Raw genomic sequence first — 20,359 nt, 5'->3', positions numbered from 1 at the left:
CCGTCCCCTTCGTCTATCCGTCTGTGAGATCAGATCTCGATCAGGTCTTCCGGTGAGATCACCGGGATCGCGGCCGTGATGGTCTCGAGTCCCGAAAGTCGCGCAGGCGAGAGCTGTTTGACGACCTCGTCGCGCGACATGAGACCGGCCTCCACCACGAGGTCGGCCACGCTGCGGTTGGTCAGCAGTGCGGTCTTCGCGAGAGCGGCCGCCGCGGCGTAGCCGATGAACGGGGTCAGCGCCGTGATGACTCCGACCGAGGCACCGACCATCGCGCCGAGGCGGTCGCGGTTCGCGGTGATGCCGTCGACGCAGTTCACTCGCAGAGTCCACATCGCCTGACGCATCCAGGTGATCGACTGGAAGATCGAATGCGCGATGACCGGCTCGAAGGCGTTCAGCTGCAGCTGTCCGGCCTCTGCCGCCATCGTCACCGTCATGTCCGCACCGGCGACGGCGAACGCCACCTGGTTCACGACCTCGGGGATGACCGGATTGACCTTGCCGGGCATGATGCTGGAGCCCGCCTGCATGGCAGGAAGGTTGATCTCGCCGAGACCCGCCTGCGGGCCGGACGAGAGAAGACGGAGGTCGTTGCAGATCTTCGACAGCTTCATCGCGTTGCGCTTGAGAGTCGACGAGAACGACATGAACGAGCCGGTGTCGCTGGTGGCCTCGACGAGGTCACCGGCAGTGCGGAGGTCGAGCGACGTGATCTCGCGCAGGTGCTTGAGCACGGCGGGTGCGTAACCGGGGTGGGTGGTGATCCCGGTGCCGATCGCGGTGGCGCCCATGTTGATCTCGAACATCAGCGAGGCGTTCTCGGTGAGACGGGTGTGGTCGTAGCCGAGCGTCGTGGCGAAGCCGTTGAACTCCTGCCCCAGCGTCATCGGCACGGCATCCTGCAGCTGCGTGCGCCCCACCTTCAGCACATCGTGGAACTCGCGCGATTTGCCCAGGAACGACAGCCGCAGCAGGTCGAGTTCCTCGAGCAGCGAGCGCAGGGTCAGCGAGAGGCCGATCTTCACCGCGGTCGGGTACACGTCGTTCGTGGACTGGCTGCGGTTGGTGTGGTCGATCGGCGAAAGGAAGGCGTAGTCGCCCTTCTCGCGGCCCGCCATCTCGAGCGCGATGTTGGTGATGACCTCGTTCGCGTTCATGTTGGTCGACGTGCCGGCTCCACCCTGGATGACGCCGACCGTGAACTGCTCGTGGAACTCGCCGTCGATCACGCGCTGAGCCGCCCGGTCGATCAGGTCCGCCCGCTCCGGGTCGAGCACGCCGATCTCGCGGTTCGCACGGGCGCTGGCCTGCTTGACCATCGCGAGGCCGACCACGAGGTCGGGATACACCGAGATGGGCCGCTTCGTGATCGGGAAGTTCGCGTCGGCGCGGGCGGTGTGGATCCCCCAGTACGCGTCGACGGGAATCTCCATGCTCCCGAGCGAATCGGTCTCGGTGCGGGTCAGGGTAGGCGCGGCAGAAGCCATGTCACATCCTCGTGGGTCGTGGCGGGTGAGAAGGGTGGGGGATGTCTTCAGTCTACGCCGCTCAGCGTGCGGGTTTGCGGGAGAAGGCTTCGAGTCGCCCTTCCGGGTCGAGCTTCGCCATGCGCTCCAGCCAGGCCTCGGAGAAGTAGTCGCCGGTGTCGGCACCGGTCACCGGGACCACGGTGTGGGTGATCGTGTCGGGGTACACGTGCACGAGCTGGAACGCCTGAGCGGCGTCCATTCCGTTGACCTCGGCAGACGGGCGGGCGACGTTCATGGTGTAGCACGTCGCCGATGCCACGCTCACCGGCACGCCGGCGAAGGTGCCGTGCGAGGAGTAGTGCAGATGCCCGGCGAGGATGCCTCGGACGTCGCTGCCGCGGACGACGGCGGCGAGCTCGTCCTGATGTCGCAGCTCCAGGATGTCGAACAGCGGGAGGTGGCTCGGAAGAGGCGGATGATGCATTGCGAGCAGGGTGCCGTGCGGGGCCGGCTCGGCGAGGACCTCGGCGAGCCAGGAGAGCTGACCGTCATCGAGATCCCCGTGATGCCAGCCCGGGACACTCGTGTCCAGCGCCACGAGTCGGAGACCCTCGAGGTCCCAGACACCGGTCACAGGCTCCTCGGTCGGAGCCAGATCGAGCAGCCCCTCACGCAGCGCCGGACGTTCGTCGTGGTTTCCCGCCACCCAGATCACCGGGGCGCCGAGTTCCGCCGCGACCGGCTCGACCGCAGCGCGCAGACGGCGATACGCGTCGGGCTCGCCGAGGTCGGCCAGGTCACCCGTGACGACGATCGCCGTCGGATGCGGATGCACCGCGCGGATCGCGTCGAGCGTGCGGTCGAAGTTCGCCTCGACGTCGTAGCGTCCGCCCAGGCGCGCTCCCCCCGCGAGGAAATGCGGGTCGCTGACGTGGATGAGCACGTGCGACGCGGGCTCGTGCCTGCCGAAGACGTACGGACTGCCGGTTCCTGCGGACATGGCCTCAGCCTATTGCCGCACCGGCAGCGGCGGACGCGACCCGCGCTCGCCCTCCGAGGTCAGTGACCGACGACGAGGAGCAGGATTCCGCTCACCACGGCGGCGGCGCAGAGCGCGAAACAGCCGTAGGCGCCGACCAGGGCCACCGTCTTCTGGCCCTCGGTCAGCGGGCTCTTGCGTGCCGCCTTCGCCGCCTGCTTCTCGGCGCGCTTGAGTTCCTTCTCCGTGATCACGGTGATGGCGTCCGTGAACTCTGCAGGACTCACCACCGGGGCCCGCCCGCTGCGCACGAGCAGTCGGAGTCCCAGCGCGTAGAACGTGACGATGGCGGCGGCGCCGATGAGGGCTGCCGCGAACACCTGGAGGAAGGCGACCCAGTCGATCACGACGTTCATTCGGACTCCCCGTTCCGGTCGGCGTCGGGCTTCGTCGTCGAGGCCGCAGCCTTCGACGAGCCGGCACCGGCCTTGGCCTCCGCCTTCTTGGCCTTCTTCTTCTCGGCTTTCTTCTCGGCGTCCTTCTTCGCCTGGGCCTTCGCCTGGGCCTTCGCCTGCTCGCGCGCCTCGGCACGGGCCCTGGCCTCGGCCTTGGCCTGCTCGATGCGCTGCTGGCGGCGCGTCGGCGGAGGCGTATCGGGGAGTTCGACGGCCCTGCCGGACTCGGCGACGTCACTCATCGCGTTCGCCGGGGTGACAGCATTGCGACGCGAACGCATGAAGAGGCCGAGGATGATCACCAGGGCGATCACGGCATCGATCGCCACTCCCCAGTTGCCCAGCCAGACCACCAGCAGCGCCGCGAGAGCGCCTACGCCTCCGGCAGCGGGAAGCGTCAGCAGCCAGCCGACTCCGATGCGGCCGGCGGTCCGCCAGCGCACGGTGGACCCGCGGCGGCCGAGGCCGGAGCCGATCACCGAACCGGACGCGACCTGCGTGGTGGAGAGGGCGAAGCCGAGGGCGCTGGAGGCGAGGATGGTGGCCGCGGTCGAGCTCTCCGCAGCGAAGCCCTGGGCGGGCTTGACGTCGGTCAGCCCCTTGCCGAGGGTGCGGATGATGCGCCATCCGCCGAGGTAGGTGCCGAGGGCGATGGTGAAGGCACACGCGACGATGACCCACAGCTCGGGCTCGTGATGGGCGCCGGACTGCCAGCCGATCGTGATCATCGCGAGGGTGATCACTCCCATCGTCTTCTGCGCATCGTTGGTCCCATGGGCGAGCGCGACGAGGGACGACGTGAAGATCTGGCCCCATCGGAAGCCGTCGCGGCCGTCGGGCTTCCCGTCGTAGCGACGGGTGACCGAGTAGGCGATCTTCGTCGCGGCGAACGCGATCAGCCCTGCCGTGACAGGGGCGATCAGGGCGGGGAGCACGATCTTCGAGAGCACCATGCCGAAGTCGATGCCCCCGATCCCCGCACCGACCAGAGTGGCGCCGATGAGTCCGCCGAAGAGCGCGTGCGACGAGCTCGAAGGCAGCCCCAGGAGCCATGTGAGCATGTTCCAGGTGATCGCGCCGATGAGACCGGCGAAGATCAACGAGAGGAACAGATCGGCTCCCGCGGAGATGATCGCATCCTCGCGGATGATGCCGCCCGAGATGGTCTTGGAGACCTCGGTGGACAGGAAGGCGCCGACGAGGTTCAGCACTGCGGCGAGGAGGACGGCGGTCTTGGGCTTCAGCGCGCCGGTGGCGATCGGCGTCGCCATGGCATTCGCCGTGTCGTGAAAGCCGTTGGTGAAGTCGAAGAAGAGTGCCAGCGCGATGACAAGCACGACGATGAGGGCTGCGGTTTCCACCGTTCGCTTTCGGTCGTTTGAGGAAGAAGGAGATGTCGACGAGATCGACGTGACGAACGAAGAGTTCACCGTGGGTTTGACTTCCGTTAACCGGCCCCGGTGAATTCTCCCACCCTCCCCCGTGCCGGTCAACTCGACCTGGGATAGCGTGAGACGGTGACTGACGCCCCTGCCGCCGACCGCCGCTCGACCCTCCGCACCCATCACGGTGACACCTTCGAGGATCCCTACGAATGGCTTCGTGCCAAGGAATCCGCCGAGGTCATCTCCCACCTCGAAGCGGAGAACGCCCACACAGACGCCGAGACGGCGCACCTCGCCGATCTGCGCGAGAGACTCTTCCAGGAGATCAAGGGCCGTGTCCAGGAGACGGACCTGTCCGTCCCCACTCGCCGAGGGGACTGGTGGTACTACAGCCGCAGCGAGGAGGGGGCCCAGTACGGCATCCACTGCCGCGCCGCTGCCGCCCCGGACGACTGGACTCCCCCGCGTCTCGAGCCAGGAGTCGCGGTTCCGGGAGAGATCGTGCTCCTCGACGGCAATGTCGAATCGGAAGGACACGACTTCTTCTCGCTCGGCGCTTTCGACACGTCTGACGACGCCACGAAGCTGCTCTGGTCCACCGATTTCGAGGGTGACGAGCTCTACACCGTGCACGTGCGCGACCTCGCCACGGGCACCACGCTCGACGACGAGATCCCGAACACGGGCGGCGCCTTCTTCACGCCCGACGGCACCGGGGTGCTCTACACGACCCGTGACGAGGCCTGGCGCCCCGACACCCTGTGGCTGCATCGCCTCGGCACGCCGGTGTCGGACGACGTGCGGCTCTTCCACGAGCCGGACGAGAAGTTCTGGCTCGGGGCAGGGATCACCCGCAGCCGCCGGTATCTGGTCATCGCGGTCGGCTCGAGCATCACGAGCGAGGAGTACCTCGTCGATCTGACCGGCGAGCTCACCGCTGAGCCGCAGCTGGTCTGGCCGCGTCGCGAAGGCGTCGAGTATTCCGTCGAGCACGCGGTCGTGGGCGGCGAGGACCGGTTGCTCGTGCTGCACAACGACGGAGCCCTCGACTTCGAGCTCGTGTCGGTTGCCGCCGCGGACCCCCGGGGATCGCGGCACGTGGTGGTGGCGCACGAACAGGGCAGACGCCTGCTGGGTGTGGACGCGTTCCGCGACTTCGCCACCGTGGAGTACCGCAGCGAAGGACTCGAACGCGTCGGCCTGCTCGACTACGAGACGGATGTCGTCGACGAGCTGGCCTTCGACGAGCCGCTCTACTCCGCCGGAGTGAGCGGGAACCCCGAATGGCACTCCCCGTTCCTGCGCCTGGGATACACGTCGTTCGTGACGCCGGGGACCGTGTACGACCTCGATCTCGCGACCCGCGAGCTCGTGCTGCGCAAGCAGGTGCCGGTGCTGGGTGGATACGACCCCGCCGACTACGGGCAGAGGCGTGAGTGGGCGACCGCTGCGGACGGCGTCCGCGTGCCGATCTCGCTCGTCTGGAAGCGCTCGTTCGGCGAACCCGGGGGCGAGGCACGGCCGGTGCACCTGTACGGGTACGGCTCGTACGAGCACTCGATCGATCCCGGCTTCTCGGTCGCGCGCCTCTCCGAGCTGGACAGGGGTGTGATCTTCGCGGTGGCGCACGTCCGCGGTGGAGGAGAGATGGGGCGACAGTGGTACGAGGACGGCAAGCTCCTCCACAAGCGCAACACCTTCACGGACTTCGTCTCCTGCGGCGAGCACCTGGTCGAGACCGGGGTCACGGCACCGACTCTCATGGTGGCCGAGGGCGGCAGCGCCGGGGGCCTGCTGATGGGGGCTGTGACGAACCTCGCGCCCGGGCTCTTCGCCGGTATCCTCGCCGGGGTGCCTTTCGTGGACGCCCTGACCACGATCCTCGACCCGTCGCTGCCGCTGACCGTGATCGAGTGGGACGAATGGGGCGACCCCCTCCACGACCCGGATGTCTACGCCTACATGAAGTCGTACAGCCCGTACGAGAATGTCCGAGACGGCGTCGAATACCCGCGGATCCTCGCCGTCACATCCCTGAACGACACCCGTGTGCTCTACGTGGAGCCCGCGAAGTGGGTCGCCCGTCTACGCGAAGCCGGGGCGAAGGATGTGCTCCTCAAGTGCGAGATGGTCGCCGGGCACGGCGGCGTGAGCGGGCGCTACAACTCTTGGAAGGAGCGGGCCTTCGAACTCGCCTGGCTCCTCGAGACGCTCGGCCTCGCCGACGCCTGAGCGCCGGACCTCCTGGTGTGAGCGCCCGTTCGTGGGCGCCACATCAGGCGATCACGTCAGCACAGTCCAGGGTCTGCACCGGCGCAAGACGCACACCTGAGAACCCGCGGCTGTTTCACCGCGCGACCCGGGCGCGATTCGACGCGCGACATAGAGCACGCGAGATCAGGCGAACACGCCGCTTCAGGCACGCGGGGCGAGGAGTCGCCTGATTCCGCGAAGTCGCCTGATTCGGCGTGATGGATCCGATCGTTCTCGGAGTCAGCCGAAGAGCGCCGCAGCCTCGTCGTAGCGGTAGCGCGGGACGGTGTTCAGTTCGCCGAGCGCATCGGCGAACGGCACCCGCACGATGTCGGTGCCCTGCATGGCGACCATCTGTCCCCATGCGCCGTCCACGATCGCGTCCGCCGCATGCAGCCCCAGGCGCGTGGCGAGAACGCGGTCGAAGGCCGACGGCGATCCACCGCGCTGGATGTGGCCGAGGATCGTCGCACGCGTCTCGATGCCGGTGATGCGCTCGATCTCGGGGGCGAGCTGATCGCCGATACCGCCGAGGCGCGGTCGATTGAAGGCGTCGAGCCCCTTGTCGCTGTATGCCTCGTCCATCCCGAGGAGCTTGAACCCCTCGGAGACGACGACCAGGGGCGCGCGACCGCGGTCGTGGGCGCTCGTGACGAGCTCCGTGATGTCGTCGATCGACATCGGTACCTCGGGGATGCAGATGACGTGCGCACCGGCGGCCATTCCGGCGTGCAGGGCGATCCAGCCGACGTGCCGACCCATGACCTCGGCGACCATGCAGCGCTGGTGGGAGTCACCGGTCGTGCGGAGGCGATCCATCGCGTCCGTGGCGATGTTCACGGCTGTGTCGAAGCCGAACGAATAGTCCGTCGCCTGCAGGTCGTTGTCGATCGTCTTGGGGACGCCGATCACCTTGATGCCGTCCTTGGCGAGGCGGTCGGCGGCTGCGAGCGTGCCTTCACCGCCGATCGCGATGATGCCGTCGATCTTGTGCCCGTAGAGGGTCTTGGCGATGTTCTCGGCTCCCCCGCGCTCGCCCTCATACGGGTTCGTGCGGCTGGTGCCGAGGATCGTGCCGCCCACCTTCGACAGTCCCTTCACCTCGTGCCGGGTGAGAGGCATGAAGTCACCGTCGACGAGTCCGCGCCAGCCGTCGCGGATGCCGACGAACTCCAGGTCGTATGAGGTCGTGCCCTTGAGCACGATGCCGCGGATGACCGCGTTGAGGCCGGGGCAGTCGCCGCCGCTCGTCAGGATGCCGATCTTCATGCTGGTGCCTTCAGACGTTCGGGAGATGGGGGGAACAGGCGACGCTGCCTTCGATCGACACTAGCGCCCCTGCGTGCCCGGGCGCCATTCGGGCTCGACGAAAAACGCCGATCTTGACAAGGCGATTCGCCGATATCGATGAACTTCCCGCCGGCGCCGGCTTTCGCACCAGATCCCGCGTTAAGAACAGCCGATCTTGAGGCTTACGCTCCGCCCAGCGCCTGTCGCAGCAGGTGCATGAGCGCCGCCAGCTGCACCGGCTCCCCGGCCGACTCCTCGACCGCTTCCCCGTCGAGGGCGCGTGCCGCGAGTCCCTGCTTCTGGTCGATCAGCTCGGCGATCTTGGTGTCGATGGTGTGCGCGGCGATGATCCGCCACGCCGTCACCGGCTCGTCCTGCCCGATGCGGTGCACGCGGTCGATCGCCTGCGTCTGCTCGGCTGCCGTCCACGACAGCTCGGCGAGGACGACGTTCGACGCCGCCTGCAGGTTGAGTCCCACACCGGCAGCGGTGAGAGAGCAGACGGCGATGCCGACCTCGGGGTCGCCGTTGAAGTCGTCGATCGCCTGCTGGCGGGTCGTGGACGTCTGGTCCCCACGGATCGAGACCGAACGGATGCCGGCGGCGGCGAAGTGCGCCTCGGCCTGGTCCATGACGTCGATGTGCTTCGCGAAGAACACGACCTTGCCGACCGAACGCTGCAGCTGAGCGGCGTAGTCGGCAGCCAGTGGCGCCTTGGCCTGACCGATGCGCCGGACCATGGTGAAGACATTGTCTCCCCCGGTGCCGGCGGCCTTCGACTCCTCGAGCTCGTTCTGGGCGACCAGCCGCACGATGTCGTCGTCGATCTCTCCGGGTGCGAGTCCACGGTCGCCGCGGGCCTCGATGATGCGGCGGTAGCGAGCGGCGAGGCGCTCCCCCAGCTCGCGCTCGGCCTGGCGGATGCTGCGCCCGAACTCGTCGTCGAGCTGCACCGGCAGATCGGCGATCAGCTTGTCGGGCAGGTCGGCTGCGACGTCCTTCTTCTTGCGGCGGACGATGCCCATCGAGATCACCGCGTCGCGCGCTTCCGGATAGAAGGCCTTGTCCGCCGGGGTGAATCCGGTCGCATCGAGCTTTTCCATGAGCTCGGGCCCCGGCTTCTCACCGGTGGTCCAGCCGAGGAAGCGCCAGATCGCGTCGAAGTCCTCCACGTCGTTGATCAGCGGCGTACCCGTGAGGGCGAGCATCAGGGGGTCGTGCCCGGGAGTGCGCTCGCGCACCTGGGCGGCCAACGACAGCACGTTCTGGGAACGCTGCGAGGAGAGATTCTTGATGAAGTGCGCCTCGTCGACGACCATGCCGCGCAGCCCGATCGAGGCGAGCCAGGACATGTGCCGATCGAGGATCTCGTAGTTCACGATGAACACGTCGGCGAACGCATCGATGTCGTCGCCATCACCCTGGATCACCGTGGCACGACGCTGTGGAGTCCAGCGCTCGACCTCGCGCGCCCAGTTCATCTTCACGACGTTGGGGACGACGACGAGCAGCGGGTACGCGCCCGCCACGGAAGCGGCAAGCACTGATTGCGCGGTCTTGCCGAGTCCGGGCTCATCGGCGAGGAGGAAGCTGCGGTGCCCCGCCTTCACGGCTTCGAGGAACCGGGACTGGTGCACCATGACCTCGAGGCCCTTGGGCGAGATGTGGTCGAACTCCGGCGCCGGAGGCAGATCCATGGACGCGGCGGATCCGCCGGCTCCGGTCTCGAAGGCCTTGTACAGCGGCCCCATGAGCTCCCAGCCGTCGAGGCGGCGTCGCGGCGTGGCGCTCGAACGGGGCGTCAGGTCGGGAGCGAGGAAGGGATTGGCCAGTTGTCGAGCTTCGACGGACGGCGGGGTGACCTGTCGCTCGGCGATCGCCGCCGGGATCGTGGAGATCTGCACCGGTGCAGCGTCGGCGATGATGAGCTCTTCCGGGGCGAGGTCGGCGCCGGATTCGAGCAGCCAGTCGCGGCGCATGCGCTTCGCCACCGGCGATGTCGCCTGGTCGGCCTCCAGCAGCTGGATGAGCGAGGTGTCGCGCGCAGCCGTCTTGGCGAGGATCGTGGCGACGCCGTCGAGCCGCTTCAACAGCTCGGCGCGAGCAGGATCACCGATCTCGGCATCCGCCTTCACACGCGCGCGCTCTTCGCGCACCAGGAAGGCGATCACCTGGAACTTCACCCGATTCGTGGGGCCGAGCTTCCCTCGCTGCGACTTGGCCTCGATCTCGCGCACCTTGCGCGCGAGGATCGGGATGAGGGGTGCCTCGTCGTCACGACGGGACGTCTTCTTGCGCCGCGTGGCGGCGGTTGCCGTAGTCGGCATGCTCCTCCTGAGCGTGAAGGCTCCGGCTTCCCCAGGAAGCCATGGGCCGTTCTCGTTGTCCGCGTGTGGCGTGAGCCAGGACCGTACGAACAGTGGATCTTCTTCCCGTCGGGGATCGCGAGATTCGCGAAGTTCGGCGGGAGCCGATGTCCATTCTATGTCATCGTGCCCGCGTGGACGCGATCGCCCACGCCGAGCCGCCCATTCGAACCGCCGAACGGGTCGCGCGCTACGACGTCAGTCCGAGGGCCCGTGCGGCATCGTTCACGTCGGCACCCATCTGCTCCATCAGCTTGTCGATGCCCTCGAAGGCCACCATGCCCCGCAGTCTGTCGACGAACTCGACCGTGACGTCGTGCCCGTAGAGGTCGAGGCCGGTCTCGCCCAGCACGTGGGCCTCGACCTGTCGCACGAGGACATCGTCGAACGTGGGGTTGGTCCCGACCGAGATGGCCGAAGGGTGCCGGATGCCGGTGTCGTGGTCGACGAGCCACCCGGCATAGACGCCGTCCGCCGGAACGAAGGCATCGACGATGGTCGAGAGATTCGCGGTGGGGAAGCCCAGCTCCCGCCCGCGCTTGAGCCCGTGCACGACCTCGCCGCGCACATCCGGGTACCGCCCGAGAACGGTCGCGGCTGTCGCGACATCGCCCTCCATCAACAGTTCGCGGATCCAGCTCGACGACACGCGCCGCGAAGAACCCGGAAGGTAGACGTCGTCGACGACCTCGACCGAGAAGCCGTAGCGGGGTCCGAGTTCGCGCAGCAGCTCCGGCGTCCCCGCTCCCCTGTTCCCGAACCGGAAGTCCTGCCCGACCAGGACCGTCGACACCTGGAGGGCTCCCACGAGGATGTCGACGACGAAATCCTCCGCGCTGCGGGCCGCGAGTTCCTCGTCGAACGTGAGCACCAGCGTCGCGTCGAGCCCGAGCTCACCGAGGAGCTCGAGCTTGCGGTCGACCGTGACGACGTTCTCGGGGCAGCGATCCGGGCGGATGACGGCCAACGGGTTGCGATCGAACGTGACCGCGACCGATCGGCTCTCGGTGGCAGCAGCCGCCTCCTCGAGGCGCGCGATCACAGCGCGGTGGCCGGCGTGGACCCCATCGAACTTGCCGATGGCGACCGCGCTCGGGCCGAAGTCGTCCGGCACCTCATCCGGGCTTCGGAAGATGATCACGCGTCGACCTCGACAGGGCGCGCGACTTCGGCGGGGCGATGCGTGCGCAGCCACCAGATGCCGAAGATCGGGAGGACCAGCGGGATGAACAGATAGCCCCGCCCGAACAGCGACCACACGGTCTCATGCTGGAACAGCTCGGGCAGCAGAATGCTCAGCAACCCGACGACGAGCACGCCGGTGAGCTCGAAGACGATCGCGATCCAGGCGACGGTGTACCAGCCGCGACGACGAGCCAGGACGAGGGCGAGCGTGGCCAGGATGTAGACGAGCGCGGCGAGTGCGGAGAGCGAGTACGCGAGCGGCGCCTCGTCGAACCGACGGACGATCTGCACGAAGCTGCGTCCCGTGGCGGCCAGCGCCATGACGGCGTAGACGATCACGAGGACACGACCGATTCCGGTCATCCGAGAGGAGGGGGCGGTGGAGCTCATAGCGCATTCCATCCTAGAGCCGCGGAAGACGGCCGGTCTCCGCGCAAGCCTCTCGCCTCACGCGAGCTGGACGGCCCAGATGACCTGCATCCGCCAGAGCATGATCGCGATCGCGAGTGCGGCGACGCCCAGGATCACGGTGCTCCAGCGGCTGCGTTCCATGAGCGCCCACAGCACCGCGCCGACGGGCAGGAGCACGGCGGAGACCAGGTAGACCCAGTACTCGAGCAGGTCTCCGGTCGGCGGGTTTCCTGAGAAGGGCGCGATGATGGCGACGATCACCTGGACGACGAGCAGCGCCTCGACGAGGGCCAGAGCACCGACGCTGAAGTCACTCGGTCGCCTGCCGATCAGCCCCGCGACGAGACAGAACACGCCCGCGGCGACCGCGACGACGATCTGCGCGATCGTGAACCACAGGATCATCGGTCGCCCTCCGGCATGTTCATGGCGCTCTTGAGGTCTGCGCCGCGCCTCTCGACGATCCCGATCAGAACCCCGTCCTCGTCGATCGCTGCGCCGAGGCGGCTCTCGAGACGGACGGCCTGCCCTGCGAGACGCTTGCCGTGGCGGAGGTCCCGCGCGTCATCGACCGACATCGCAAGGACCGGGAGAAGGCGTCCTGCAGCCTCACCGGGGGTCAGGGTCGGTGCACCCTCGAGCGCTTCGATGCCGACGGCATCCGTCACATCGAACGGCCCGACACGAGTACGTCGCAGCGCGGTGAGGTGACCGCCGACGCCGAGAGCGGAGCCGAGGTCGCGGGCGAGCGAACGGATGTACGTTCCGGATGAACAGTCGACCACGACGTCGAGATCGATGTACCCGTCGCCCTCGCGACGGCCGAGCAGATCGAACCGCGAGACGACCACGTCGCGCGCTGCGAGCACGACCTCTTCACCGGCACGCACACGCTCGTACGCGCGGCGACCGTCCACCTTGATGGCGGAGACAGCGCTGGGGACCTGGGAGATCTCGCCCGTGAGCCTCGCGATTCCGGCGGAGACCGCTTCATCGCTGACGGACTCCCATGCCTCGGGAGCCGCCGTCGTGAGGATCTCGCCGTCCGCATCGTCCGTGCCCGTCGTCTGTCCGAGCCGGATCGTCGCCGCGTAGGTCTTGTCAGCCCCCACGACGTACGTCAGGAGCCTGGTCGCTCCCTCGATGCCGATGACCAGCAGACCGGTCGCCATCGGGTCGAGCGTTCCGGCGTGCCCCACCTTGCGGGTGCCGAACGCTCGTCGCGTGCGGGCGACGACGTCGTGGCTGGTCAGCCCTGCGGGCTTGTCGACGAGAAGGATGCCGGGCGAGACCATCCCCCCAGCCTACCGAGAGCGACGCCGTGCACCGGCCCGGGGGTCAGCCGCAGACCTCGTACGAGGGTTCGGCGCCGGTCGTCACCGTGACGTCCCATGCGGTGTCGCTGTTCTCGCGGAACGCGAAGAAGACGTGGGCGTCGGTCGCGCTCGGAAGCATGAGCCAGGTGTCGCTCCCCATCGTCGACACCCCCTCCTGCGCGTCAGGATACGCAGCGAGCACCTCGGCCTTGGTCGCTCCGATACCGAGGCCGTCCTCCGTCACCGGTCCAGGGACCACGGCGGGAGTTTCGGCCGCGGAGTAGACGGAGATCTCGCGGATGGGCGCCGTCTCGCTCTCCGTCCCGCGGACGAAGGAGATACCGTAGGCGGAGTCGGCTGCCATCCACCACGCCGACCACGAACAGTTCGCGGTGTCGTTGGTCCAGGAGCCGGTGAGGCCGGCAAGCGTCGAGGTGAAGTCGCCCCCGACGTCGATCGGTCCGACGCCCGCCTCGTGGATGATCCAGGTTCCGGGGTCAGCCGGATCCTCGATCCGAGGCTCCGCTGTCGGTGTCGGCGTCGGTGGGGTCGACGTCGTTCCGCTCGGCGTGGATCCGCCGCTGGGCGTCGAAGCGGGTGCCGACGTTCCCGTGCACCCGACCAGGCTCGTGACGGCCAAGGCCGTCACGAAGATGAGCGCGCTCGTACGTGTGTTGATCATGGATGCCCCTGTCTCCGGTCCCGGGCTCGTCTCGCAGCTCACGTAGGCTGGATGGATGCCCGATATACAGGCCCGTCCCGAGATGAGATCGCGCCTGTCCGCATGGTATCGATTCACAGCGCGCGACCTGCCGTGGCGTCGGTCTGCGTTTCATAACGAATTCGGCGCCTGGGGCGTTCTCGTGAGCGAATTCATGCTGCAGCAGACCCCGGTGACGAGGGTCATTCCGCATCTCGAGGCATGGCTGGATCGGTGGCCGACCCCTGCCACGATGGCGATGGCGTCGACGGCGGAGGTCGTGCAGCAATGGGCGAACCTGGGGTATCCCCGACGCGCGCTCTGGCTGCACCGCGCTGCCGTCGAGATCACGGATCGTCATGGCGGAGTCGTTCCGCGTGACGTGGACGCGCTGCTGGCCCTCTCCGGCATCGGCGACTACACCGCCCGCGCCGTGGCCGTGTTCGCCTATGGCGACCGGCACCCCGTGGTCGATACGAACACTCGGCGCGTTCTCGCCCGTGCCGTCGAGGGCCGGGCGCAGCCGGGAGCGGCATCTCGCCGAGACCTCGACCTGATGTCATCGTTGCTGCCGGAGGATGTCGCGGAGGCGGCCGTGTTCAACGCGGCGGCGATGGAGCTCGGCGCCACGGTCTGCACGTCACGGGCACCCCGGTGCCCGCTCTGCCCTCTCGCCGGGAGTTGCGCATGGCTGGCAGCGGGCAGGCCGGACACGGGAGACGGACGCCGACGCCAGGCCGCCTATGAAGGGTCCGATCGGCAAGCACGCGGCGCGGTGCTGCGCCTGCTGCGGAGCCGGGATCCGGAGGCCGTCCCGCTCGATGCCGTCCTCCCGGATTGGCCCGACACCGGACAGCGCGACCGAGCGATCGACTCGCTGATCGCCGACGGGCTCGCCGAAGCCGACGGGGCCACCCTGTTCCTGCCCCTCTGACGGCGCCGCGCGCGACGGCGGATCACGGACGATGACGACTCAGACGTGTTGATCCGTGCGATGTGCAAGTACCGTCAGCTCGACGCGGCTCCGCACGTCGAGCTTGGTGAAGATCCGGCCGAGGTGGACTTCCACGGTGCGGACCGAAACGTTCAGCTCCTCGCCGATCTCACGGTTCGCTGCACCTCGGACCGCGCGCATCGCCACTTCCAGCTCCCGGGCGGTGAGCCGGAGCGACCAGGCGGCACGGCATGCCGAGAGCAGGCCCATCGCCGGGACGATGCTCCCCTCTCTGGCCTCGAGTCGGTCCAGCCTCCCGCGCACCGACTTCGCCCATGCCGTCGCGCCGGAGAGCTCGAACAGTCGTTCGGCATACTGCAGATGGATCCTCGCGGCCGAGTGATCGTCGCGGATCGCATGCCGGCTTCCGAGCATCATCTCCACGCGCGCCCGCTCGAACGGCGAACGCAACGTTCGCGCGATCTCCGCGACCTCGTCGCCGTCCGCACGCCATCGCCCGTCCGCCGCCGTCGCGATGCGTGTCCGCAGCTGCTGCGCCAGCGCGATCTCCGGAGGCTCGAGAGACGCGGCCGCCAACGGGACACCGGGAGAAGGCGAGGCAAGCTCGTCCAGACCCGGCACGGTCATCGTCGTCTGCGGGGCGCCGAGATCGGACCAGAGCCGGACCGTGGCTGCGGCATCGTCGAAGGAGCCGGTGAGGAAGGACCGGACACCACGGTCCACGAGCAGATCCATCTTCGCGCCAGGCGGAAGGGTGAGCGTGAGCGACCGGGCGAACGGGCCGAGTTCGCCGTGCACCGCCAGATCGAGGCGTCGGGCGAGGACGACTCCGAGCCCGGCGAGGGGCAGCGCGATGGGAAGGGTGAGCGCCGCCTGGATCAGCCTGTCCCGCGCGATACCGATGTCACCTCGCCACGCGAGCAGGAGGACCTCGACGACCGACCGATACGCATGGACGACCGGGCTGTGCTCGTAGCCCGGCACGAAAGGATCAGGACCGCCGGACGGCGTCGATTCATCGACGACGAGCAGACGCAGCCCCAGATCGATGTCTCCCTCGACCGCGGCGCGCAGAGTTCGGAGCATCCCCCCGCTCACCGAGCTCGACTCCGTCACCATGTCGGCATCGCGATCTCCGGCCATGAGCCACCCCAGCGCGACGACCGGATCCCTCAGCTCCTGCTCGGCACCGATCCGCACGGCACCGTCCCGGAGGGCATCGAGCCACAGGCGCATCCCCCGCCGGTCTCCTCGCTCGGCGCAGAGGATGGCGGCGAGAGCGGCTGCTCTGGTCCAATGACGCCAATCGCTCTCGTCGGCGGATCCCGGCCGCACGGTGGTCGGATCGATCCCGGGAACAGCCCCCTGCACGAAGGTCTGCGCCACGATCAGAGCCCCGAGCCCCGCCCACCTGTGTCGTTCACCGCTGTGCGGATACAGCGTCCCCAACCAGGCGGCGGCCTCCACCGCGAACCCGGCACCGACCGCCGACGCCCCGGCCACGAGCCGCGCCTCGTCCTGATCCTCGCCGACTGCATGTTCTGCCGCCTCACGCGCCAGCATCAGTGCACGCTCCGGATGTCCGGCTTCGCTCAGCTGCCGCGCGATGAGGGTGAGCTCCCGTGCGGTCGACGGGTCGCGCTCGAGAGATGCCCGAGCCCGGTGCCAGTCCGCGCTCATCGGGTCACCACGATCGAGGAAGACCGCGCTCAGACGCTCATGGACCAGCGCGGTCCCGGCAGTGCAGGTCGTCGCCCGCACCCAGATCGAGAGTCGGGCGTCGACGAAACGCACGCGGCCGGCGTGCAGGGTCACGTGATCGCCGACGGCGGCAGCGGCGATCTCGGTCGCCGTGCGCCCGTCGAACTCCAGGAGCGGACCCAACGAATCGTCCAAGCAGACCGCGAGCGCGAGGAGGAGCTGACGATCCCGCTCGTCGAGCAGCAGTCCCTCGAACCTGCGTGAGATCGCCGCGACCAGGGGCAACGGCGACGGCAACGGTCGGAGCCCATGGCGTTGGTGCGGAGTCAACCGCTCGACGACCGCGCGGATCGTGGCAGCGTCGGCATCCAGATCGCCGGCCAACCGGGCGAGCACATGTGGAGCACAGCCGAGATCCTGCGCGAGCAGTTCTTCCAGGAGGAGACCGACGGCGGCGGGCGCGATGAACGGCCCCCCAGACGTGCCCGTACCCTCGATGCCGTTCCCCCTCAGCTTCGCGGGAGCCGGTCCCGCGAAGCCGAGCGTATCAAACGGCGCTCACTCCGCGTCGTCGTCCGTACGGTAGGGATCCGCGTCACCGGCATGGGATGCCGACGAGGCGAGCTTGGCGACGTCGGCATCACGCTGCTGCGCCTCACGGAGCAGCGCCCCGATGTGGTCGGCGTTCTCCGGAAGCGCGTCGGGGATGAACTCGAGCGTCGGAACCAGTCGAGTGCTCAGCTGCCGTCCGACCTCGCTACGCAGCATTCCGGTCGCCGAGGTGAGCGCCGCACCACTGGAGATGCGCTCCTCCTCGGTCCCCAGCACCGTGTAGAACACCGATGCATGCTGAAGGTCGCCGCTCACGCGGACATCCGTGATGGTGACGAAGCCGAGGCGCGGGTCTCGCAGCCCCTTCTCCAGCCGTTCGGCGAGGATCACGCGGATCCGATCCGCGAGACGGGCCTGTCTTTCGCCTGCCATTGTTCTCTCCCTGTCCAGGAACCCTCAGGGCGTCCCCCGTCTCCGTGCTCGGAAGGAGCAGGAGAGGGAGACGCCCGAAGGTGTTTCGAAGTGATCAGCCGCGAGGCTTCTCGACGAGCTCGGTCGTCTCGATCTCATCGCCGATCTGGATGTCGTTGTACTTGCCGAGGCCGATACCGGCCTCGTAGTCCGTGCGGACCTCGGTGACATCGTCCTTGAAGCGACGCAGCGACTCGATGGCGAGACCATCGGCCAGCACGACACCGTCGCGGATGACGCGAGCCTTGGCGTTTCGCGTGATCGTTCCCGACCGCACGATGACACCGGCGATGTTGCCGAACTTCGAGGAGCGGAACACCTCGCGGATCTCGGCGACACCCGACTGGACCTCTTCGTACTCCGGCTTGAGCATGCCCTTGAGCGAGCTCTCGATCTCGTCGATCGCGTTGTAGATGACGGAGTAGAAACGGATGTCCACGCCTTCACGGGCGGCACGCTCACGCGCCTTCGTGTCGGGACGGACGTTGAAGCCCACGATGATCGCGTTGTCGATCGTCGCCAGGTTCACGTCGGACTCGGTGATGGCACCCACACCGCGGTGGATGATGCGCAGCTGCACCGAGTCGTCGACCTCGATCTTGAGGAGCGACTCCTCGAGTGCCTCGACGGCACCGGAGACGTCACCCTTGATGATGAGGTTGAGCGACTCGACCTTGCCCTCTTCGAGCGCACGGGTGAAGTCCTCGAGCGAGATGCGCTTGCGGGCCTTGGCCAGCTGGGCGTTGCGCTCGACCGCTTCACGCTTCTCAGCGATCTGGCGGGCCATGCGGTCTTCCTCGGTGACGATGAAGACGTCGCCGGCACGCGGCACGGAGTTCAGACCCTGCACCTGCACCGGACGCGACGGGAAGGCCTCGAGGACCTGCTCGCCGTTCTCGTCCGCCATCGCACGCACACGGCCGTACGCCGTGCCCGCGACGATCGCATCACCGATCCGGAGCGTTCCGGACTGGATGAGCACCGTGGCGACCGAACCGCGGCCCTTGTCGAGCTTCGCCTCGATGGCGACACCACGAGCGGCCTTGTTCGGGTTGGCGGTCAGGTCGAGACCGGCGTCGGCGGTGAGCAGCACGGCGTCCAGGAGTTCCTGGATGCCGGTGCCCGCACGAGCCGAGACGTCGACGAACATGACGTCTCCACCGAACTCCTCGGCGACCAGCCCGTACTCGGTCAGCTGCTGACGCACCTTCGAAGGGTTGGCGTCGGGCTTGTCGACCTTGTTCACCGCGACCACGATCGGCACGTTCGCCGCCTGGGCGTGGTTCAGCGCCTCGACCGTCTGCGGCATGATGCCGTCGTCGGCCGCGACCACGAGGATCGCGAGGTCGGTGACCTGCGCACCACGAGCACGCATGGCGGTGAACGCCTCGTGACCCGGGGTGTCGATGAACGTGATGGCGCGCTCGATGCCCTCGTGCTCGGTCCACACCTGGTAGGCACCGATGTGCTGGGTGATGCCACCGGCTTCACCCTCGATCACATTGGTCTGACGGATCGCGTCGAGCAGTCGCGTCTTACCGTGGTCGACGTGACCCATGACGGTGACCACCGGCGGACGGATCTCGAGGTCGTCTTCGCTCTCGGCCTCCAGCTCGGCCTCCAGGTCGAGACCGAAGCCCTCGAGGAGCTCCTTGTCCTCGTCCTCGGGCGAGACCATCTGGATCTTGTAGCCGAGCTCAGCACCCAGGACCTCGAACGTCGCCTCATCGAGGGACTCGGTGGCCGTGGCCATCTCACCCAGGTTGAAGAGGATGGTGACGAGGGTTCCGGGCTGGACCGTGTAGCCGGTCAGCGTCTCGATCTTGTCGGCGAAGTCCGCGATCGATGCACCGCGGCGCATGCGGATGATCTCTCCGTTGCCGCGGGTGACGTTGACGCCACCGACGACCGGAGCACTCCGCATCTCGAACTCTTGCCGCTTCGCCCGCCGCGACTTGCGCTGCTTGCTCTTGCCGCCGCCCTTGCCGAAGGCACCTGCGGTACCACCGCCGGGACCACGGCCGCGACCGCCACCGCCACCGGGACGACCGGCGAAACCGCCGCCGCCGGGGCGTGCTCCAGGACCGCCGGCACCGCCGGGTCCGCCGGCACCGCCGGGACGACCGGGGCCGCCGGGACGCTGCTGGAACGGAGCACCGGGACGACCGCCCTGGCCACCGCGCGGTGCACCGGGACGAGGCGAGCCGGGACGAGGGGCACCCGGACGGGGTGCGCCGGGACGCGGAGCCTGCGGACGCGGGATGTTGCCCGGCGTCGGACGCTGGCCCATGCCCTGAGCCGACGCGAACGGGTTGTTACCCGGACGCGGACCGGCCGGACGCTGGCCCATGCCCTGCGCCGACGAGAAGGGGTTGTTACCCGGACGCGGAGCACCGGGAGTCGGCGCGCCGCTCTCGGCCGGCTTCGCCGCATCGGATGCGGCGGGAGCCTCTGCCGCAGGGGCAGGGGCGGGAGCCGGCGCAGCGGGTGCGGGGGCCGGAGCTTCCGGGGCAGGCTTCGGACCGGGCTTGGGGCCCGGGGTCGGTGCCGGCTTGGCACCGGGCTTCGCAGCTGCAGGCTTCGCAGCCGCGGGCTTCGCCGCGGGAGCGGCGTCAGCGGAGCCCTTGAGCGAGCCATCGGCCTCGATCGCCGCGCGCAGCTTGCGCGCAACGGGCGGTTCGATGGTCGAGGACGGGCTCTTCACGAACTCGCCGAGTTCCTTGAGCTTCGCAAGTGCGATCTTGCTGTCGACGCCGAGTTCGGCGGCGATCTCGTGTACGCGTGGTTTACCAGCCACAATTCTCCTGTCTGAGTCGGTCCACCCAGACAGGGCAGACCACTAGTCGCGGACGGGTCTCATTTCGAGCC

Annotated in this window: 16 protein-coding genes; 2 read left to right on the top strand and 14 right to left on the bottom strand. The window is 68.3% G+C overall.

Annotated features, from left to right (window positions below):
* Positions 1 to 29: 29 nt before the first annotated feature.
* The 4 genes from L687_RS29605 to L687_RS29590 form a co-directional block, all read right to left on the bottom strand.
* The gene (locus tag L687_RS29605) at positions 30 to 1,490 is read right to left on the bottom strand and encodes an aspartate ammonia-lyase (protein ID WP_021199419.1); all 1,461 of its coding nucleotides are present in this window, start codon (positions 1,488 to 1,490) and stop codon (positions 30 to 32) included.
* Between the two features lie 61 nt (positions 1,491 to 1,551).
* On the bottom strand, positions 1,552 to 2,472 hold the full coding sequence (locus L687_RS29600) for a phosphodiesterase (protein ID WP_021199418.1): 921 nt from the start codon (positions 2,470 to 2,472) through the stop codon (positions 1,552 to 1,554).
* A gap of 59 nt (positions 2,473 to 2,531) precedes the next feature.
* Positions 2,532 to 2,867, bottom strand: a complete 336-nt coding sequence (locus L687_RS29595; RefSeq protein ID WP_021199417.1) for a hypothetical protein — start codon at positions 2,865 to 2,867, stop codon at positions 2,532 to 2,534.
* Positions 2,864 to 4,267, bottom strand: a complete 1,404-nt coding sequence (locus L687_RS29590) for an inorganic phosphate transporter (RefSeq protein ID WP_021199416.1) — start codon at positions 4,265 to 4,267, stop codon at positions 2,864 to 2,866. The genes L687_RS29595 and L687_RS29590 overlap by 4 nt, the downstream gene beginning before the upstream one ends.
* Before the next feature lie 156 nt (positions 4,268 to 4,423).
* On the opposite strand from L687_RS29590, the gene L687_RS29585 reads away from it, so the two are divergent.
* Complete coding sequence (locus tag L687_RS29585) at positions 4,424 to 6,523, top strand: S9 family peptidase (RefSeq protein ID WP_021199415.1); 2,100 nt, start codon at positions 4,424 to 4,426, stop codon at positions 6,521 to 6,523.
* 261 nt (positions 6,524 to 6,784) lie between these two features.
* Here the strand turns inward: L687_RS29585 and L687_RS29580 are convergent, their stop codons facing one another.
* The 7 genes from L687_RS29580 to L687_RS42430 all read right to left on the bottom strand — a co-directional run bounded on the left by L687_RS29580 (position 6,785) and on the right by L687_RS42430 (position 13,794).
* Positions 6,785 to 7,813: a 6-phosphofructokinase gene (locus L687_RS29580; RefSeq protein WP_021199414.1), complete on the bottom strand. Its 1,029-nt coding sequence runs from the start codon at positions 7,811 to 7,813 to the stop codon at positions 6,785 to 6,787.
* Between the two features lie 203 nt (positions 7,814 to 8,016).
* The gene (locus L687_RS29575; RefSeq protein ID WP_021199413.1) at positions 8,017 to 10,161 is read right to left on the bottom strand and encodes a DEAD/DEAH box helicase; all 2,145 of its coding nucleotides are present in this window, start codon (positions 10,159 to 10,161) and stop codon (positions 8,017 to 8,019) included.
* Positions 10,162 to 10,390: 229 nt separating this feature from the next.
* Complete coding sequence (locus L687_RS29570) at positions 10,391 to 11,341, bottom strand: bifunctional riboflavin kinase/FAD synthetase (protein WP_021199412.1); 951 nt, start codon at positions 11,339 to 11,341, stop codon at positions 10,391 to 10,393.
* Positions 11,338 to 11,775: a hypothetical protein gene (locus L687_RS29565; protein WP_231479831.1), complete on the bottom strand. Its 438-nt coding sequence runs from the start codon at positions 11,773 to 11,775 to the stop codon at positions 11,338 to 11,340. The genes L687_RS29570 and L687_RS29565 overlap by 4 nt, the downstream gene beginning before the upstream one ends.
* A 57-nt stretch (positions 11,776 to 11,832) precedes the next feature.
* Positions 11,833 to 12,201, bottom strand: a complete 369-nt coding sequence (locus L687_RS29560; RefSeq protein ID WP_021199410.1) for a hypothetical protein — start codon at positions 12,199 to 12,201, stop codon at positions 11,833 to 11,835.
* Positions 12,198 to 13,091, bottom strand: a complete 894-nt coding sequence (gene truB, locus L687_RS29555; RefSeq protein ID WP_021199409.1) for a tRNA pseudouridine(55) synthase TruB — start codon at positions 13,089 to 13,091, stop codon at positions 12,198 to 12,200. Before truB ends, L687_RS29560 begins: the two co-directional genes overlap by 4 nt.
* Before the next feature lie 43 nt (positions 13,092 to 13,134).
* Positions 13,135 to 13,794 (bottom strand): hypothetical protein, encoded by a 660-nt coding sequence (locus L687_RS42430; protein WP_152525873.1) that lies wholly within the window; start codon positions 13,792 to 13,794, stop codon positions 13,135 to 13,137.
* Positions 13,795 to 13,849: 55 nt separating this feature from the next.
* Between L687_RS42430 and L687_RS29540 the strand changes: the two genes are divergently transcribed.
* A complete protein-coding gene (locus tag L687_RS29540) occupies positions 13,850 to 14,746 on the top strand; it encodes an adenine glycosylase (protein ID WP_031207108.1) in 897 nt (298 codons plus the stop codon).
* Between the two features lie 39 nt (positions 14,747 to 14,785).
* Here the strand turns inward: L687_RS29540 and L687_RS29535 are convergent, their stop codons facing one another.
* From L687_RS29535 to infB, 3 genes are all read right to left on the bottom strand, one after another.
* On the bottom strand, positions 14,786 to 16,864 hold the full coding sequence (locus L687_RS29535) for a response regulator transcription factor (RefSeq protein ID WP_021199405.1): 2,079 nt from the start codon (positions 16,862 to 16,864) through the stop codon (positions 14,786 to 14,788).
* Between the two features lie 162 nt (positions 16,865 to 17,026).
* Positions 17,027 to 17,452 (bottom strand): 30S ribosome-binding factor RbfA, encoded by a 426-nt coding sequence (gene rbfA / locus L687_RS29530; protein WP_021199404.1) that lies wholly within the window; start codon positions 17,450 to 17,452, stop codon positions 17,027 to 17,029.
* 94 nt (positions 17,453 to 17,546) lie between these two features.
* Positions 17,547 to 20,288, bottom strand: a complete 2,742-nt coding sequence (infB, locus tag L687_RS29525; protein ID WP_021199403.1) for a translation initiation factor IF-2 — start codon at positions 20,286 to 20,288, stop codon at positions 17,547 to 17,549.
* Positions 20,289 to 20,359 lie beyond the last annotated feature (71 nt).

Source organism: Microbacterium maritypicum MF109 (genome assembly GCF_000455825.1).
GTDB lineage: Bacteria > Actinomycetota > Actinomycetes > Actinomycetales > Microbacteriaceae > Microbacterium > Microbacterium maritypicum_A.
The sequence above is the reverse complement of the archived record's forward strand: the minus strand, read 5'-3'. Positions and strand labels throughout refer to the sequence as shown.

What these genes read in the sequence shown, in the direction of transcription:
- L687_RS29575 (WP_021199413.1), bottom strand. Translation starts at nt 10,161, where the DNA reads ATGCCGACTACGGCAACCGCCGCCACGCGGCGCAAGAAGACGTCCCGT.
- truB (WP_021199409.1), bottom strand. Translation starts at nt 13,091, where the DNA reads ATGGTCTCGCCCGGCATCCTTCTCGTCGACAAGCCCGCAGGGCTGACC.
- L687_RS29600 (WP_021199418.1), bottom strand. Translation starts at nt 2,472, where the DNA reads ATGTCCGCAGGAACCGGCAGTCCGTACGTCTTCGGCAGGCACGAGCCC.
- L687_RS29580 (WP_021199414.1), bottom strand. Translation starts at nt 7,813, where the DNA reads ATGAAGATCGGCATCCTGACGAGCGGCGGCGACTGCCCCGGCCTCAAC.
- L687_RS29595 (WP_021199417.1), bottom strand. Translation starts at nt 2,867, where the DNA reads ATGAACGTCGTGATCGACTGGGTCGCCTTCCTCCAGGTGTTCGCGGCA.
- L687_RS29560 (WP_021199410.1), bottom strand. Translation starts at nt 12,201, where the DNA reads ATGATCCTGTGGTTCACGATCGCGCAGATCGTCGTCGCGGTCGCCGCG.
- L687_RS42430 (WP_152525873.1), bottom strand. Translation starts at nt 13,794, where the DNA reads ATGATCAACACACGTACGAGCGCGCTCATCTTCGTGACGGCCTTGGCC.
- L687_RS29605 (WP_021199419.1), bottom strand. Translation starts at nt 1,490, where the DNA reads ATGGCTTCTGCCGCGCCTACCCTGACCCGCACCGAGACCGATTCGCTC.
- L687_RS29565 (WP_231479831.1), bottom strand. Translation starts at nt 11,775, where the DNA reads ATGAGCTCCACCGCCCCCTCCTCTCGGATGACCGGAATCGGTCGTGTC.
- L687_RS29540 (WP_031207108.1), top strand. Translation starts at nt 13,850, where the DNA reads ATGCCCGATATACAGGCCCGTCCCGAGATGAGATCGCGCCTGTCCGCA.
- rbfA (WP_021199404.1), bottom strand. Translation starts at nt 17,452, where the DNA reads ATGGCAGGCGAAAGACAGGCCCGTCTCGCGGATCGGATCCGCGTGATC.